The 17,414-nt window shown below is 57.8% G+C and carries 12 protein-coding genes and 2 tRNA genes; 6 read left to right on the top strand and 8 right to left on the bottom strand.

What is annotated here, in order from left to right; all coding sequences use genetic code 11:
• The first annotated feature begins 86 nt into the window (after window positions 1-86).
• The 3 genes from ACOTZP_RS15685 to ldtA all read left to right on the top strand — a co-directional run bounded on the left by ACOTZP_RS15685 (window position 87) and on the right by ldtA (window position 4,254).
• The gene (locus tag ACOTZP_RS15685; protein ID WP_023300514.1) at window positions 87-518 is read left to right on the top strand and encodes a universal stress protein; all 432 of its coding nucleotides are present in this window, start codon (window positions 87-89) and stop codon (window positions 516-518) included.
• Between the two features lie 47 nt (window positions 519-565).
• Window positions 566-3,259: a cation-transporting P-type ATPase gene (locus ACOTZP_RS15680; protein ID WP_023300513.1), complete on the top strand. Its 2,694-nt coding sequence runs from the start codon at window positions 566-568 to the stop codon at window positions 3,257-3,259.
• A gap of 62 nt (window positions 3,260-3,321) precedes the next feature.
• The gene (ldtA, locus tag ACOTZP_RS15675; protein WP_421633752.1) at window positions 3,322-4,254 is read left to right on the top strand and encodes a L,D-transpeptidase; all 933 of its coding nucleotides are present in this window, start codon (window positions 3,322-3,324) and stop codon (window positions 4,252-4,254) included.
• Window positions 4,255-4,337: 83 nt separating this feature from the next.
• On the opposite strand, the gene ACOTZP_RS15670 is transcribed toward ldtA, so the two are convergent.
• Window positions 4,338-4,413, bottom strand: a tRNA-Asn gene (locus ACOTZP_RS15670).
• Window positions 4,414-4,733: 320 nt separating this feature from the next.
• Between ACOTZP_RS15670 and nac the strand changes: the two genes are divergently transcribed.
• Window positions 4,734-5,651 carry a nitrogen assimilation transcriptional regulator NAC gene (gene nac / locus ACOTZP_RS15665; protein WP_022648585.1) on the top strand — a complete coding sequence of 306 codons (918 nt, stop codon included), beginning with the start codon at window positions 4,734-4,736 and terminating at the stop codon, window positions 5,649-5,651.
• Window positions 5,652-5,747: 96 nt separating this feature from the next.
• A complete protein-coding gene (gene cbl, locus ACOTZP_RS15660; protein ID WP_003859532.1) occupies window positions 5,748-6,698 on the top strand; it encodes an HTH-type transcriptional regulator Cbl in 951 nt (316 codons plus the stop codon).
• A 99-nt stretch (window positions 6,699-6,797) separates the two neighbouring features.
• Here cbl and ACOTZP_RS15655 read toward each other — a convergent pair.
• From ACOTZP_RS15655 to ACOTZP_RS15630, 6 genes are all read right to left on the bottom strand, one after another.
• A tRNA-Asn gene (locus ACOTZP_RS15655) sits at window positions 6,798-6,873 on the bottom strand.
• A 167-nt stretch (window positions 6,874-7,040) separates the two neighbouring features.
• On the bottom strand, window positions 7,041-9,230 hold the full coding sequence (locus ACOTZP_RS15650) for a TonB-dependent siderophore receptor (protein WP_023300511.1): 2,190 nt from the start codon (window positions 9,228-9,230) through the stop codon (window positions 7,041-7,043).
• Window positions 9,231-9,256: 26 nt separating this feature from the next.
• Window positions 9,257-10,582, bottom strand: a complete 1,326-nt coding sequence (locus tag ACOTZP_RS15645; RefSeq protein WP_271074839.1) for a lysine N(6)-hydroxylase/L-ornithine N(5)-oxygenase family protein — start codon at window positions 10,580-10,582, stop codon at window positions 9,257-9,259.
• Window positions 10,579-12,321: an aerobactin synthase IucC gene (iucC, locus tag ACOTZP_RS15640; protein WP_271074840.1), complete on the bottom strand. Its 1,743-nt coding sequence runs from the start codon at window positions 12,319-12,321 to the stop codon at window positions 10,579-10,581. Before iucC ends, ACOTZP_RS15645 begins: the two co-directional genes overlap by 4 nt.
• Window positions 12,318-13,265: a GNAT family N-acetyltransferase gene (locus ACOTZP_RS15635; RefSeq protein ID WP_171932829.1), complete on the bottom strand. Its 948-nt coding sequence runs from the start codon at window positions 13,263-13,265 to the stop codon at window positions 12,318-12,320. The genes iucC and ACOTZP_RS15635 overlap by 4 nt, the downstream gene beginning before the upstream one ends.
• Window positions 13,265-15,007 carry an IucA/IucC family protein gene (locus tag ACOTZP_RS15630; RefSeq protein WP_271074841.1) on the bottom strand — a complete coding sequence of 581 codons (1,743 nt, stop codon included), beginning with the start codon at window positions 15,005-15,007 and terminating at the stop codon, window positions 13,265-13,267. The genes ACOTZP_RS15635 and ACOTZP_RS15630 overlap by 1 nt, the downstream gene beginning before the upstream one ends.
• Window positions 15,008-15,145: 138 nt before the next feature.
• Here ACOTZP_RS15630 and ACOTZP_RS15625 point away from each other — a divergent pair, with 138 nt between their 5' ends.
• Window positions 15,146-16,354: an MFS transporter gene (locus tag ACOTZP_RS15625; protein ID WP_038416336.1), complete on the top strand. Its 1,209-nt coding sequence runs from the start codon at window positions 15,146-15,148 to the stop codon at window positions 16,352-16,354.
• Here ACOTZP_RS15625 and mtfA read toward each other — a convergent pair.
• On the bottom strand, window positions 16,351-17,148 hold the full coding sequence (gene mtfA, locus ACOTZP_RS15620) for a DgsA anti-repressor MtfA (protein WP_022648578.1): 798 nt from the start codon (window positions 17,146-17,148) through the stop codon (window positions 16,351-16,353). The genes ACOTZP_RS15625 and mtfA overlap by 4 nt on opposite strands.
• Between the last annotated feature and the right edge of the window lie 266 nt (window positions 17,149-17,414).

Genomic DNA, 17,414 nt, shown 5'->3' with positions numbered 1-17,414 from the left:
AAGGCATTCACGCCTGTACCCATAGGTTTGATGCGATCTCTCCTGATTCACTCACTGTTGTGTTGGTTATAAAAAGGACGCTTGATATGTATAAAACGATTCTGGTGCCGGTGGATGTATACGAAACAGCGTTGTCTGATAAAGCGCTACAGCATGCCCAATTCCTGGCGCAAAGCGCATCGGGTAATGTCCATCTGCTGTACGTTATGCCAAAGTTCTCGGCGGAACTGACCCGCGGTTTTATTGCAGACGCGAGAAAGATGGATGAATATATGATTAATAATGCTAAAGAAAAACTGGCCGCGCTGGTAAAAAAAATCAGCCTGCCGGAAGCAAATGTCCATCTACATGTTCGCAGCGGGAATATACGTGATGAGGTAATCAAACTGGCGGATGAACTTAACGTCGGCGCGATTATTGTGGGGTCGCGCAATCCAAATATTCAAACCCATTTATTAGGGTCAGAGGCGGCGAGTATCGTTCGTTATGCACATGTTCCTGTTTTCGTTATTCGTTAATGACATGAAAGCAAGGTGATTTCTGAAAAGAACCCGAGGAAGGAACGATGATAACAGAAAAGCCTCACCATCCGTATTATCAACAGACCGTTGATGAAACCCTGACAAATATCCAATCCAGCCTGGACGGACTTACCAGTGCAGAAGCCACCGCCAGACTGGAAAAATACGGTGAAAATGCCTTACCGCAAAAACCGGGTAAACCTGGCTGGCTGCGCTTTCTGGCCCATTTCAACGATGTCCTTATTTACGTCCTACTGGCGGCGGCGCTGCTGAAGCTGATAATGGGACACTGGGTGGATATGTTTGTCATTCTTGGGGTGGCCATCATCAACGCCCTGATTGGACATATTCAGGAGAGCAATGCGGAGAAATCGCTGCAAAGCATTCGTAATATGCTCTCCAGCGAGGCTGTGGTCATCCGGCAGGGCAACCATGAAACTATCCCGACGACAGCGCTGGTGCCGGGAGATATCGTGGTGATACGCGCCGGGGATCGCATTCCTGCCGACCTTCGCGTAATAGAGGCGCACAACCTGCGGGTGGAAGAAGCTATTCTTACCGGCGAATCCACGGTAGTGGAGAAAAGCAGCGATGCGCTCCACGGGGAGTTGCCGTTAGGCGACCGTTACAACCTGCTTTATTCTGGCACCACCGTCAGCTCCGGCGGGGGAAAAGGGCTGGTGGTGGCGACCGGGGGGGAGACCGAACTCGGCCATATCAACCAGATGATGTCGGACATTGAAAAACACCGTACCCCGTTGATGGTGCAAATGGACAAGCTCGGCAAGACCATTTTTATCACCATTCTGGTGATGATGCTGGCGCTGTTCGTTTTCAGTCTTATCTTCCGTGATATGCCCGTATCAGAGCTGGTGCTGTCGCTGATTAGCCTTGCGGTGGCGGCGGTGCCGGAAGGTTTACCGGCCATTATCTCTATCATCCTCTCGCTGGGCGTGCAGGCGATGGCGCGTCGCAAGGCGATTATTCGCAAGCTGCCTACCGTGGAAACGCTGGGGGCGATGACGGTGATCTGCTCGGATAAAACCGGCACCCTGACCATGAATGAGATGACGGTAAAAGCGGTGATTACCGCGGACACCACCTACCGCGTGGAGGGAGACAGCTACGAGCCGGTGGGCAATATTCACCCTGTTGACGATCCAACACCGGTAACCGTGACCCAGGGGTCTGTGCTGGAGCGCTATCTGCGCACCGTCGATCTCTGTAATGACAGCCAGCTGATCAAAGATGAGCAGGGGCTATGGAAAATCACCGGCGGTCCCACCGAAGGCGCGCTGAAGGTGCTGGCGGCAAAAATCCCGCTTCCGGCAATTGACGCCGAATTGCGCAGTAAAATCCCATTCGATTCGCAATATAAATACATGTCCACCCTTTATCGCCTGGGCGACGAAGAGGTGATGTTAATCACCGGTGCGCCGGACGTCCTTTTCCGTCTTTGCCAGCACCAGCAGACTCAAAACGGGCTGGAGCCGTTCAACCTGCACTATTGGGAAGAGAAGATTGAAGAGTATGCGCGCGAAGGATTGCGCATGGTGGCTGCGGCCTGGAAACCGGCCGCCAGCGGGCAGCGCGAGCTGACGCATGCGGATCTGCAAGAGGGGGTCATACTGCTCGGCATTGCGGGCATGATGGATCCCCCGCGCCCGGAAGCCATTTCGGCCATTGCCGACTGCTTGCAGGCGGGCATTCGCGTGAAAATGATTACCGGGGATCATCCACAAACGGCGATGAGCATTGGTCAGATGCTGGGTATTGGCAACGCGGCGAGCGCCATTACCGGGCGCGAACTGGAGGCGATGGACGACCACCAGCTGAGCGAGGCGGCGCAAAAATACGATATCTTTGCCCGAACTAGCCCGGAAGATAAATTCCGTCTGGTGCAGGCGCTGCAAAGTAAGCAGGAAGTGGTCGGGATGACCGGGGACGGCGTGAACGATGCGCCTGCGCTGAAGCGGGCGGATGTCGGCATCGCGATGGGGATCAAAGGTACTGAAGTCACCAAAGAAGCCGCCGATATGGTGTTAACGGATGATAACTTTGCCACCATTGCCCGGGCGGTCCATGAAGGGCGTCGGGTCTACGACAACCTGAAAAAGACCATTCTGTTCGTTATCCCGAGCAACATCGCCCAGGCCCTGCTGATCATTATTGCCCTGCTGGCGGGGAACCTGATCCCGTTAACACCGGTACTGATCCTGTGGATGAACATGGCAACCTCGGCAACGCTGTCGTTTGGTCTGGCGTTTGAAGCGGGTGAGAAGGACATCATGAACCGGCCGCCGCGTAAGTCTAACCTGCACGTGATGGACGGTTACGCCATCTGGCGCGTGGTGTTTGTCGGCCTGATGATTGCCATCAGCGCCTTTGTGCTGGAGGCCTGGCTGCAACCGCGCGGTTACTCGGCGGAGTTCATCCGCACCGTGTTGCTGCAAACGCTGGTCACTGCCCAGTGGTTTTACATGCTCAACTGCCGCGTCACCGACGGCTTCTCCCTGAGTAAAGGTCTGCTGGCTAACAAGGGCATATGGATCGTGAGCGGCGTACTTCTGGCCCTTCAGCTTCTGATCGTCTATGCGCCGTTCATGCAAATGTTGTTCGGTACCGAAGCGCTGCCGTTCCGCTACTGGATCATTACCTTCCTGATCGGGTTCGCTATGTTCATGATTGTGGAAGCGGAAAAAGTCCTTACCCGGAGATGGCGCACGACGAAAGGTTAACTGAATGAGTAGGCTAAGCCTGCCCACCGGCAGGCTTTCTCTTTGACCGAGTACAGAACACTATGATTCGATTTGCCGCGTTTGTTTTTACGCTTTGTATACTGGTTCCCGCTGCATCTGCTGTAACCTACCCACTCCCACCCGAGGGGAGCCGCCTGGTGGGAGCGCCGATAACTGTCACCGTACCTGAAGGCAATACCCTGCCGCTCGAAGCGTTTGCAGCGCAGCACGGGCAAGGGTTAAGCAATATGCTGGAAGCTAACCCGGGGGTAGATCCGTTTTTACCACGTGCCGGTACACCGCTGGTGGTGCCGCAGCAGCTTATTCTGCCGTCAACCGTGCGTGAAGGGATTGTGGTGAACGTCGCGGAAATGCGTCTTTACTATTATCCACCCGGCAGCAACACGGTTGAGGTGCTGCCTATTGGCATTGGTCAGGCCGGGCGCGAAACGCCGCGTAACTGGGTAACCGCCGTTGAGCGCAAGCAGGAAGGCCCAACCTGGTCACCCACACCAAACACGCGACGCGCTTACGCGAAAGAGGGGAAAACGTTGCCCGCGTTCGTGCCCGCCGGGCCGGATAACCCGATGGGGCTGTATGCCCTTTATATCGGCAGGCTGTACGCGATCCACGGTACCAACTCAAATTTCGGCATTGGCCTGCGCGTCAGCCAGGGCTGCATTCGCCTGCTTAATAACGATATCAAATACCTGTTCGATAACGTTTCGGTGGGGACGCGGGTACAGCTTATCGATCAGCCCGTAAAAGTGACCACCGAGCCGGATGGTAGCCGCTGGGTAGAGGTTCACGAGCCGCTTTCACGCAATCGCGCGGAATTTGAATCAACCCGAAAAGTGCCGCTGCCCATTTCGGCCGCGCAAAGGACGCAGCTGATAAGTGAAGGGGCGGGCGCTGAGCTGGAACGGCGGTCGGGGATGCCGGTGAGGCTTGCAATGCCCGGTGGCGTTGCGCTTACCGGGCCTACAGGACCGTAGGTCGGGTAAGCAGAGCGCCACCCGACAAACTTACCAAACGCAGAAAAGCAAAAAGCCTGCTTTAAAAGCAGGCTTTTCAAATTTGGCTCCTCTGACTGGACTCGAACCAGTGACATACGGATTAACAGTCCGCCGTTCTACCGACTGAACTACAGAGGAATCGTGTGAACGGGGCGCATATTATCGACCTGCGTACGCCTTGTCAAAGGATGGATCGCCGACTTTAGACTGTTTGCTGACAAAATCAGCAAACTGACGTTTTTGCCAACGGAATGCACCATTATTGTGCAGATATACCCCGAATGGGGCAGATCGGAATCCGTTGTCACTGTCTGAAAACAGGCACCAGCGATTGGCTTTCCTTATTTTCAGCCGCTTAGCAAAGATATTGATTCGCTGCCAAAACCTGGCATCCATATTGCAAAACCTGTTTAACAACACAGCCGTTACCGGCACGCTATTTTCGAACAGGGGGCAACATGAACTTAAGACGACTGAAATACTTCGTAAAAATCGTCGATATCGGCAGCCTGACCCAGGCGGCTGAAGTGCTGCATATCGCGCAGCCTGCGCTGAGCCAGCAGGTCGCGACTCTGGAAGGCGAAATGGACCAGCAACTGTTGATCCGCACCAAGCGCGGCGTAACGCCTACCGAAGCGGGAAAAATTTTATATACCCATGCCCGTACGATCCTGCGTCAGTGCGAACAGGCGCAACTGGCCGTGCACAACGTAGGTCAGACCCTGAGCGGGAATGTCTCCATCGGCCTGGCGCCGGGAACGGCCGCATCGTCGGTAACCATGCCGCTGCTTCAGGCGGTGCGCGCGGAGCTACCGGAAGTGCTGGTTTATCTGCATGAGAACAGTGGTTCCGTGCTCAATGACAAACTGCTCAACGGTCAGCTGGATATGGCGGTGCTGTACGATCGCTCACCGGTTGCCGGGATCACCAGCCAGCCGCTGCTTAAGGAAGATCTTTATCTGGTCGGGACCCGTGATTGCCCCGGCCAGAGCATTGATTTAACCGCCGTGGCAGAGATGAACCTGTTCCTGCCGCGCGACTACAGCGCCGTGCGTGTTCGCGTTGACGAAGCGTTCTCGCTGCGCCGTCTGACGGCGAAGATTATCGGGGAGATTGATTCCATCTCCACGCTGACTGCCGCCATTGCCAGCGGCATGGGGGTAACGGTACTGCCCGAGTCTGCCGCACGTTCACTGTGCAGCGCGGCGAATGGCTGGATGGCCCGCATCACCACGCCATCCATGAGCTTACCGCTGTCGTTGAATATGTCCGCGCGCGGCTCCCTGTCACCGCAGGCGCAGGCGGTGAAAGAAATACTGATGTCTCTGGTCAGTAAGCCGTCGCTGGAAAATCGCGAGCTGCAACTGGTCAGCTGATATTCCAAATAAGCATAAGATGCTGGTTTTTATTATTTGTTCTTCAGCCCGGCTGACTCTAACAATAACCTTATGTCAGATGCGCCGGAGTGAATCGTGAATTTCCAGCAACTTAAAATTATTCGTGAGGCGGCCAGGCGGGATTACAACCTGACCGAGGTCGCCAACATGCTTTACACCTCCCAGTCAGGCGTCAGCCGACATATCCGCGAGCTTGAGGAGGAGTTAGGCATTGAGATTTTTATCCGTCGCGGCAAGCGCCTGCTGGGCATGACGGAGCCAGGCAAGGCATTGCTGACCATCGCTGAGCGCATTCTCAACGAGGCCAGCAACGTTCGTCGGCTAGCAGATCTCTTTACCAACGACGCGTCAGGTGTGCTGACAATCGCCACCACCCATACGCAGGCGCGCTACAGTCTTCCGACCGTTATCAAAGCATTTCGTGAGATCTTCCCGGACGTACGTCTGGAACTGATCCAGGGCACGCCGCAGGAAATCGAAGTGCTGCTGCATAACGGTGGGGCAGATATTGGTATCGCCAGTGAACGGCTGAGCAACGACCCGCTGCTGGTGGCGTTCCCGTGGTTCCGCTGGCATCACAGCCTGCTGTTACCCGCCGATCACCCCCTGAATCAGGTTTCGCCGTTGACGCTGGAAGAGATCGTCAAATGGCCGCTGATTACCTACCGGCAGGGCATTACCGGACGCTCGCGCATTGATGAAGCGTTCAAGCGTAAAGGTCTCACACCGGACGTGGTGCTGAGCGCGCAGGATTCCGACGTGATCAAAACCTACGTCGAGTTAGGGCTGGGGATTGGCCTGGTGGCCGAGCAGTCTGGCGGAGAATATGAGGCCGGAAATCTGGTGCGTCTGGATACGCGTCACCTGTTCGACGCGAATACCGTCTGGCTGGGGCTAAAGCGCGGGCAGCTTCAGCGCAACTACGTGTGGCGTTTTATTGAGCTATGCAACGCGGGGCTGTCGGTGGATGAGATCAAACGCCAGGTGATGGAGCCGGAAGAGGTGGCGATTGATTATCAGATTTAGTCGCTAATCAGTAGGCCGGGTAAGGCGCAGCCGCCACCCGGCAAATTTACCGAACCCACAAAAGCAAAAAGCCTGCTATAAAAGCAGGCTTTTCAAATTTGGCTCCTCTGACTGGACTCGAACCAGTGACATACGGATTAACAGTCCGCCGTTCTACCGACTGAACTACAGAGGAATCGTGTGAACGAGGCGCATATTATCGACCTGCGTGCGCCTTGTCAAAGGGGAAAACACCGTTTTTGTTCGTTTGCCGACAATTTCAGCAAACCGATGATTTAATAGCAAATTTGCTTTCAAATTGCACAGCAAATCGCGCCGCCCGCAGACAGGCGGCGCGCAGGATCAGAACAGAACGGAGTAGTTCAGACCAAACGTACGTCCACGGCCTTTATAAGTATAAAGACCCGGTGCACCGTAGGTTGGACTATACAGCCCCGGTGCGCGCTGGCCCCAGGCGGTGGTGTAGTCTTTGTCCAGCAGGTTCTCCACGCTGAAGCTGACTTTGCCCACCGGCAGGGCGTAGCTGCCCAGGAAATCAACGGTGTTATAGCCATCGATCTTCTTACCGTCGGCGTCAGATACGTCGAAGGTTTGTGTGCTCTGCACGCGCAGGGCCCAGTCGCCCGGCGCCCAGTTCACCCATGCGCTGGCTTTCGACGGGCTGGCGCTGTCGACCGTCAGCTTCTGCCATTTCCCGTTTTCACGCGTTTCGGACTTGATGGCGTTAAAGTTCGCCCCGGTGCTCCAGTCGCTGTCGGTGAAGAAATAATCCACCTGGCCTTCAATCCCATAGATACGACGTTTGTCGTCTTCCAGGTTGATGGTCATGTCGCTCTTGTTGATGGTGATGGTTTTATCCGAGAGCGAGTAGTAGGCCGCCACCTGGGTACGCAGGTTATCGCCGGTGAAGCGCCAGCCCAGCTCGTAAGCATTGACCTTAATACCGTCCAGCGTTGAGTCGTTCACGTTCACGCTGTTTTGCAAGCGATAGTGACCATCGACCAGCTGATAGGTGCCGGAGCCGTAGTACTTCGCCAGGTCTGGAATTTCGAAGCCCTGGGAGAAGTTAAACCACAGCTGTTGCTGTTCGGTCAGACGTCCAAGGATCCCGGCGTTAAACAGGAAGTTGTTGTAGTCGGTTTTCCCGCCCGGCACCGCGTCAGCGGAGGTGGCTTTGCCCGTGGCGATTGCCTGCTGCTGGGCGTAACCGACAAAATCGTCCACCTTGTTTTCGGTGTACTGGTAGCGCACGCCACCGCTCAGGGTGATAGCGTCAATGTCATAGCTGGCTTGCAGGAACGGCGCGAGGTTGGTAATGCTGTATCCCGGGTAACGGCCCACGTTGTAGGCGTTGTCCAGCTCCATGCCGCCGCTCGCCGCCGCTTTGCTTAAGTCGAAGAACTGCTGGTTGGCGTCGAACGTTTCGTGATCGGCATCCACACCCCAGGTGAGGGTCAGGTCGTCCATCGGCTTGCTGTTTAGCGTCAGCTTGCCGCCGTAAAAATCGGTTTTCTGCTGGGACGCGCCAATGCTGGTCACCGCGCCTTTGCTCAGCGTCGGGAACGGGTAGTAGGTCAGGCTCTCATCACGGTAGTAAATCTGCGCAACCAGATCCTGCCCCCAGAAGTCGGTGTTCGAGTACTGCAGGTTGATCAGGTGACGCTCTGTGCCCGGGATACGGTCAGAGTCCAAGTTGTCTTTGTTATAGGCTTTGGCATCGCCCGTGACCGCAGCGAAATTCTCTCCGAGGAACAGCCCGTGCTTGCCGTCAGATTCGCTCTTGTAGTACTGGGTGGTTAACTGGAGCTGCTGATGATCGTCGATGTTAATGGTGCCCGTTCCCATCACGTCGATACGGTCGGAATACTGCAAGCCGGTCTGGGTGTTATCGATAATCACCTCGTCGCCGTTGCCGTCATACCAGCCGCCGTAGCGCTGATAGGAGACCGACAGACGTCCAGAGGCGTTGTCGTTGCCGCCGCTCACGGCTGCTGAGACGTTCTCATCATGGTCGTTATGGCTGTTAAACCCGCTTTTTGCCCCGGTCTGGAACTCCACTTCGGTCTCCGGCTGGCCTTTTTTGGTGACGATGTTCACCAGACCGCCGGTGCTGCCGCCGCCGTACAGCGAGGTGGCGCCGGAAATGACTTCGATACGGTCAATGTTGAACGGATCGATAGAGTCGAGCTGGCGGCTGTCGCTGCGGGACGAGTTCAGACGTACGCCGTCCACCATTACCATCATGGAGCGACCGCGCAGGTTCATGCCGTAGTTGGTGCGTCCCTGGCTGCTGACGTCCATGCCGGGGATCAGCTGGGCCAGCACCTCTTTAATCTCTTTCCCGCCCTGAACCTGCTGCTCAATTTCCGCCCGCTCTATAACCCAGGTGGTTTGCGCCATCTCTGCCACGCTGCGATGTGCCCGGCTGGCAGAAACCACAATATCTTCTTCCTTTTGTTCTTCCGCCCACGCAGAGGTAGAAAGCATGGCAAGCAAGCACGGATTTAAAACCCAAAGATGAGAACGTTTCATTGTTATGTTGATCCTGAATGTGTGTGTCAGTACTCGGTGGTCTTCATTAATGATTTAAAAACCTGGCTGCTCTCCGGGCTGGTGGTGCTCCGCCAGTGGATCACGCCGGGGGTGGTTGCCAGTTCAAACGGCTCGTCATCGTGAGCGCGATTCAGAATTCGCGCCGCGCGCCAGGCCATCAGGCTGAGCTGGGGTTCGGCAATACCGAGACGGTGCATCCCTGCATTGACGGCAAACAGGCGGTTGCTCTGCGGGCCGTCCCATTCAAGGGTAAAATCGTTGTTGATGCAGAAGGCTTCATCCTCATCCAGACGCAGTCGGGAAGAGAGCGGAGCGAGGAAAGCAGGCTGCACGGCGCGGTAGCCGGTGGCGAAAATCACCACGTCGCTCTCCAGCTGTTCGCGACCGCCGTCCAGGTGATGCTGGATGCTCAGGCGCTGCCCGTTCTCCTGGCGCGTCAGCGCCGTCACCGAGCGGGACGGCATCAGGTGCGCCCAGGGTTTTTCGCGCAGCACTTCGAAGCGGTGATACATAGCACGATAGATGGCCAGCAGCGACTCCGTGGTGATCCCGTCGGAGGTCATCTTCTGCTCCTGCAACATCTGGCGACGGGCGTCGTCACCGAGGGTGGAGAAGCTGTCCACATACTCCGGCGTGAAATATTCGTTAGCAAACGCGGCTTCATCCAGCGCGTTGTAGTTGTTGCGACGCGAGATCCAGTTGAGGCTCAGCGGCTGGCCCCATTCCCCACGGAAGATATTCAAAAACAGATCCGCACCGCTCTGGCCGCCGCCGACGACGGTGACGCGCTTGCCTGCTAAATCCGGCGTGCGCAGCATCATTTCGCTGGCATGGAAGCAGGTGTCGTCCTGCGCGGTAACGCAGTCAGGCAGATTGATCTGCTTCCCAATCCCCACGCAGACGTGGCGCGCCAGGAAGCGATCCCGCTGGGTCACGACCTCAAACAGACCGTATTGCTCATCAAAGCTGACCTGCTGCACCTGCTGGCTGAAGGCCAGATTAGTCAGGTTATCCGCCGCCCAGCACAGGTAGTCGGCAAACTCCTCGCGCGAGACGGTGCGCTGCTCGGTAGTGAGGAAACGGTAGAACTTTTTGCGCTGTACCAGGTAGTTCAGGAAGCTGTGGCGGTTGGTTGGCTCCACGGCGCTGACCAGATCCTTCAGGAAGCTGGTCTGCATATGGCAGTCCGGTACCATCATTCCCGGGTGCCAGGAGAAGTGCGGCTTGCGTTCAAGAAACAGCGAGCTAAAACCGTCCAGCCCCTCTGCCAGCGCGGCAATACTGAGGTTGAACGGACCGATACCAATGCCGATGAAATCATAGGTTTTCATTGCGCTGACTCCTGGGAGACCAGAAAAAGAGGGTTATCAAGATCGCAGACGTAGTTCGGCAGCATGCGCCTGCCGCCGTCGTGTTCAGAGAAGGTCAGTTTGACCGGGTTGAGGATCACGCGAATAATCTGCGGCTTAAACAGGTCGAACTTCGCGAAGCGCGCCGCAAGATCCGGATGGGCGGCCATATAGCGACGTAACACCTGCGCCAGGATCAGATTGAAGCGGGTTTCGCTCACGCCGCATTGCAGGGTGAGACGGGAAATAAAGCGCAGCACCGTGACAAAGTTGCCGGTTTGCAGGTCGTGGATGATGTAATCCGCACTGAGGCGTGCGGTGACGGCTTTTACCTGCTCCGGCAGGCTCTGCGCCTGCGGGAAATCCTCGTCCACCAGGCGCATGTCGCCCTGGAAATCCTTCAGCAGAATGCGCTGTGGAACGTAATCTTTCATCACCAGCGTGACGTTCTGGCCGTGGGCGATGAGCGCCACCCCGTAGCGGCAGAGCAGGTGATAGAAGGGGATCACCGTCGCCTCAAACAGCTTTTCCAGCCATGCGTCTGCGGTTAACCCCGAGCGTTTGATCCATGCGTCAATCAGCGGGCGCCCGTCGTTATCGGTTTCCATCAGCGCGGCCATCAGCACCGCCTGTTCGCCATCCTGTAAATAGCAGGATGGGTTCTCGCGCCAGATCACCCCCAGCATCTCCTGATAGCGGTACGGCGCCTCAGGCAATGCGGCATAACCCGGATGCGACAGATATCCGGCTGCGGGTTCGCCAAGCACCTGCGCCCCGGAGTGAATCAGCGTGGCATCGCTGGCGAACTGCTGCTGTAGCCAGCGCGAGGCCAGCGGACCGGCGGCAATATACTTGCCCGGAATACCGCGGTAGCAGGAAGTGTTGTAGATGGTCAGCGGCAGCTTGATGTCATAGGGCGCGCGACGGCTGGCGTTGGTCAGCGTGCGCAGGGACTGCTGCGCCAGATACTCATCGCCGAACTCTCCCAGCTCCACCATCTTACCGCGCGCGAGCTGTGCCAGGAAATGAATGGCAATTTTTTGCTGCCACTGCCACGGATGCAGCGGCACCGGCAGCCAGCTGTCGTCCAGATCCAGTTCCTGCCAGCGGGCGTCGAATCGGTTGCGCTCGGCATCGTCCATGGCGCTGGCGAGCAGGGTGTTGATATCGCAACCAACGTCACTGCTCCAGACAAGGTGCTCCCGCTGCACGGCGACCCAGTGGAGGCGGAAACGCCCACGATATTCCGGCGCGTACAGGCGCAGGGCATCCAGCCCCCAGCCGCGGCGTCCCTTGTTGAAAATAAACTTCGGGTGACCGCGCATCAGGCACTGTAGTTCGTCCGGGTCGAGGTGGATCAGCGCATCGGCATCCAGCGTGTCACGCGCCTGCAACAGCTGCATGTCGCCCCGCAGCGTGGCGTAGAGATCTTCCATGTGCTCCGCCGTTTGCGCGTCGCTCATCTCCAGTACGGTGGCCAGTTGCAGCAGCGCGTTTTCCGCTTCGACCGCCGCGCCGCTGGCGGTGGTGAGGGTATCAGGGGCAATATGCAGCCAGCCCCAGATCCCACGCGTGGCGCTAAACTGCCAGGTCGCGTTGCCCATACTGATGCGCCAGTAGTCCGCCGAAACCGGCTCGGCGCGCAGGGTGCGTTCATATTCCAGTTCAGCGAGGATCTTCGCCACCATCTCGCGGTTCACTTTCTGCCAGAGCGCGTTCACAGTTCCACCTCATGGAAGAAGCGGTGACGCTCGCTCATGATGAGACGGGAGCGTTTGTGCGGGAAGTCGAACTCTTTCACCGTGTCAAAACCGGCAGACGCCAGATGGCGGAAGAGACGCTGGTTGTCGAAGCGCGGTTCCGCCACAATGCGCGCCGTACGCGGTTCATCGAGATACAGATAGTGGCTGAGGCCGCGCAGCCAGCTGCGGATATACTGCGCCCCGCGCCAGTTCTCTTCGCCCACCAGCATATGTAGCCCGCGGTCAAACGGCTGCCAGCGATAGTGGCGGCCAATGCGGTCTTCCGCCGCCCAGTAGAGTTCAAAATAGCCGAATGGCTGATCGTCAAAGCAGCCGATCACCGGGTAACAATAGGTCGAGTCGAGCTGACGGCGCAGGTAGTTTTCCTGCTCGGCCTGCGGGCCCGCCATCTCCCAGAAGGCGTTCACGCGTGGGGTGTTCATCCAGCGGGTAAAACGCTCGCCGTCCAGCGCCACGTCCGCTACGCGGAAGCTCAGGGTGCGCTTAATCTGCGGATCGTAACGGCGATACACTTCGCCCTGCGGACGATGAGGGCGCAGCGGGAAGTACAGCTGACGGCTTTCATCAAACTGCATTCCGCCGCTCGCCTGCGGACGTTCGCCTTTCAGCCACAGCGGCAGCTGCCAGAATATTTCGCGCGCCAGATAATCCCCGTTTGCGAGGCTAAACAGCGCCTGCGCCTGAGGTTCATCCTGCCAGGCGGCCCACGGCAGGGTAATGCCGGTCAGGGCGGGGGAGGCTACAAACAGCTGGTCGAGGGCGTCCACCAGCCAGCCGTCCGGGAGCCCGGCCAGACGCGCAAGGACCGCGCTGCCGTCAAGACCCAGCGTCAGCGGCAGGTTTTGTTCCATGGCCGTACAGCGAAAGCCGTAGCCGGAATGGACGATGTTCGCGTTTGCCATCACGCCTTCTCCTTATAAAACGGGTTGCTAAAGTCGAAATAGATCACCGCCGGATCGACGATGGTGTTTTCGTTGCGATCGTGCAGGTAGCAGAAGAAGTTGCCTTTGCAGTTCCAGGTCGGGCTGTCGAGCACATAATCAAGGCAGCGGGTCTGCTTCGCCGTCATGCGCAGTTTGGCCAGCGCGTCACGCACGCGGGGCATCAGGTTCTCTTCGCTGTCGAAGCCGGCAGCGGCGAGCGCGGCGGTGACGGCAAGGGTAGAGTTCAGCAGCAGGTAATAAGGGAAGTAGCGCAGCAGCTGGCTCTCACCGAAGCGGTTTTCCACCTCGGTTTCGCCTGCCTCTTTCAGCCACGCGTCGGCCCCTTCGGTCCAGGCGCTGCCCTGACAATCGCGGTAGATCAGCCCAACGGGGAAATCCTGCTGCATCTCAACGAGGATATTTTGCTGGTGGGCCAGCAGGACCAGACCGTAGTCCGCCTCGGCGCTGAACAGCGGAAGCAATACACGGTCGCAGTAGGCGTCCAGCCAGCAGCGGGCGGCCTGGGCGAGCGGGAGATCCAGACGCTGGCTCAGACGGCGCACCGCTGCCGCCAGCAGGCTGTCGCCGCCGTCCGGTGCCGCCTGGGTCAGGCTCACCAGCACGTTGGTTTGGGTATCTGGCGTATCAAACAGCAGGTTGACGCGCAGGGCCATCAGGCTCTCTTCCTGAATGACGCCGCTTTCATCGCGCAGCCCGGCCCAGCCGTCTTCCTGCATCACGCGCATGGTCGGGTAGCGCGCCTGGAGTTCCTGCCAGCGTGCCGTTTTCGCCAGCCGCGCCAGGCGCATGCCGCGCTTAACTTCTTTGACCGACAGCGTGCGCACGGAGTTGGTCAGCCGCACGCTGAGGGAAAACTTAATCATGTCGCTATTGGTTTCGCTGTACAGCGAGCGGGAAGAGCTGGTAGGCAGCCACTGTGCGCCCGCCTCGCCAAGATCCCGCAGGGCGCCTTTTTCAACCAGACGCTGGCACCACGGCTGCTCCAGCAAATAGGCAGCCTGCCACGGATGCATCGGCAGCAGCCAGCGGGTGTCGGTGAAGTGGCCGAGAAGATCCGGCGCACTCTGGGCCGCGAAGCGCAGCAGACGTTCACGCAGGGAGACGTTCAGACTGTCCCCGGCAATCAGTTCATGCTCAACCGCAAACCAGCGCAGCGGGAAGCGCGAGGCGAAATCCGGCAGATAGCGGCGCGCCTCGGCCTGGTTAAACGGCTCGTGCGATTTTGGGGCAGGATGAAAAGCATGGCCGACCAGCAGCGCCTGTTCCGCTTCGGCAAAGGTCAGCGGCTTATCGCGCAGGTTTGCCCAGTTGTGGCGTAAATCAATGGCCTGCCAGGTGTGCGTATGGCTCTCCAGGACGCGCTGCTTAAAGCGGGCCAGCGTATCGGCGTCCAGAGCGCCTTTTACTGTCTCTTTTTCAAGAATGAAATCAATCAGTTGATGGAATGTGACCGTGTCACCGCCGTCGCTGTCAGCCTGAATCAGCGTGGCCGGGAAACAATACTGGTGATGCTGCGTGGGGGAGAAATAGCGTACCGGAACCCGGATGGCCTGGGTTGGGGAGAGCGGGATATGTATCTGCGATAACTCATCCGCACGGGTTGCGGGAAGATAGTGCCAGTCCTTCGTTTCGCGCAGCAGCGCGTTCAAAAAACACTGGGCCGCAACATCTGTACCGGCGGAGCGGGGCAGAGCACGCATAGATGTACCTCATTCCATGACTGATAATAATTCTCGTTATGATATTCATTCTGTTTACAGCCGCAACTATTTTTGCAATATTTGTTTTCATAAACTTCATAATTTCCACACATTTATTGACATTATCTTCACAATTCTATGCGCACCTGTACTGAGAACATCACAGACAATATGGCCCCGAAGGCAAACTGGCCCCTTGCACTGGGCGCCGGTTTATTGGGTATCGGACAAAACGGTTTGCTGGTCATGCTGCCGCAGCTGGTCTCCCTGACCGGACTGTCGCTCTCCGTCTGGGCCGGGCTGCTGATGTTCGGCTCGATGCTCTTTTTACCCGCATCGCCCTGGTGGGGACGCCAGAGCGAGCGGCACGGCTGTAAGGTCGTGATGCTGGCCTCGTTAGGCGGCTATCTGGCGAGCTTCGTCGTGATGGCGCTGGTGGTCTGGGCGATGGCCAACGGCGCGCTGAATGCCCTCTGGGGAATGGCGGGCCTGGTTCTGTCGCGCATGCTGTACGGCCTGACGGTATCGGGGCTGGTGCCTGCGGCCCAGACGTGGGCCATTCAACGCGCGGGGCTGGATAAAAGAATGGCAGCGCTGGCAACGATAAGCTCTGGCCTTAGCTGCGGGCGTCTGCTGGGACCGCCTCTGGCCGCGCTGATGCTCAGCGTCAGCCCGGTCGCACCGCTCTGGCTGATGGCGCTGGCGCCGTTTATCGCGCTGCTTCTGGTGCTGCGCGAAGCCGCCGATCCCCCGCTGCCGCCGGTGGCGCACCAGTCGACGCGGTTACAGGCCTCTATGATGCCTTTCCTGCTGCTGGCGCTGCTGCTGGCGGCGTTGGTCAGCCTGATGCAGCTTGGTTTATCGCCGCATCTTCATCCGTTATTTAATGGCGATGCCGTGCAAATCAGCCATCATGTCGCCCTGCTGCTGAGCCTGGCCGCGCTGGCGACCCTGGCGGCGCAGTTTCTGGTGGTACGCCCGCAGCATTTTAGCCCAAGGGTTTTACTCTTGATTGCCGCGGTCTTGATGGTGGCGGGGCTTGGGCTGATGTGTCTCGCCAGTTTAGCCCTGTTCTACGTGGGCATTGTCATCACCTCGCTGGGTGCCGCCATGGCCACGCCGGGATACCAGCTTTTGCTCAACGATCGGCTGACGACGGGCAAAGGCGCAGGGGTGATCGCCACCAGCCATACGCTGGGGTACGGGGCCAGTGCGCTGCTGGTACCCGTGGTGACGCGCTTTTACGGTGAGCAGTTTTTGATTACTGCCGCATGGGGAATGGCGCTGCTGTTTCTCGCGGTGAGCGTGTGGGTACGATCGACCGATCGTACCCCTGCTGAACATTAGTGGAACGGATGAGAGGAGGTGCTGGCTGCGTCCTCACTTTGCCGCAGACGCTGGAGCGGATCCTGCTGGTAAAACTGGCAGAAACGCTGCCACAGCGCCGGGAAGCGTGGGGCGAAAAGCTCAGGTGCGCTAAAGAAATACTCGGACAGCACCGCAAAGCACTCGGCGGGATCGGTCGCGGCATAGGCATCAATGCTGGCCGCGCTTTCACCCACCAGGTCTATCTCATCCTGAATGTTTTCCATCGCCGCGTGCAGGTCGTGTTCCCATCCCGCGACTTCACGCAGCGGGATCAGCGGCACGCCGCTGGCGCGATCGCCGTTGCGGGTATCCAGCTTATGCGCTACTTCGTGAATGATCAGGTTGAAGCCCGAGGCATCGAACGAGTCCTGAATATCCAGCCAGTTGAGGATGATCGGCCCTTGCTGCCAGCTCTGCCCGGACTGCACCATACGCTGGTTGTGCACCAGCCCGATGTCATCCTCCCACTCATCATCGACGATAAACGGCGCCGGGTAGATCAGCACTTCGTGGAAGCCATCCAGCCATTCGATACCCAGCTCCAGTACCGGTAAGCAGAAGAGCAGGGCGATGCGCGAATTTTTAAGCGGATCCAGTTCGAAGCCCTGTAGCGGCACCAGCCGTTTTTGCTGTAAGAAACGCTCGGCCAGCTGAATCAGCTTTGATTGCTCTTCAGGCAAGAGATTAGCCAGCACGGGGATCGCCAGAGCCTCATCCCAGGGCAGCGCCATATTTCGACCAGCTTCGTTCGTTTTCCAGGGCCACTTAATCATCGCTTTGCTCGTTACTCGCACGTGAACAAAATGGAAAGGTCAGGGGCTGTTAGCATGCCAACATACTCTGTTAAGCAGTATGACACTCCTCTTCGGCGGCATGCAGACTGGCAGCCTGTTTAAGAGGAATCCAGCCCGCATAAACTATCACTATGTGCCGTAAGGTTGATAGCGCTTTAGGGGTATCCCCTTCATTTTGTGAAGTATGTCGTACGCGGCTATGATAAATCTCTTCTTACCCTACCGTGCTTAAGGATCCCGTCAGT

This window comes from Enterobacter cloacae complex sp. SYL001, assembly GCF_049237025.1.
GTDB lineage: Bacteria > Pseudomonadota > Gammaproteobacteria > Enterobacterales > Enterobacteriaceae > Enterobacter > Enterobacter intestinihominis.
The sequence above is the reverse complement of the archived record's forward strand: the minus strand, read 5'-3'. Positions and strand labels throughout refer to the sequence as shown.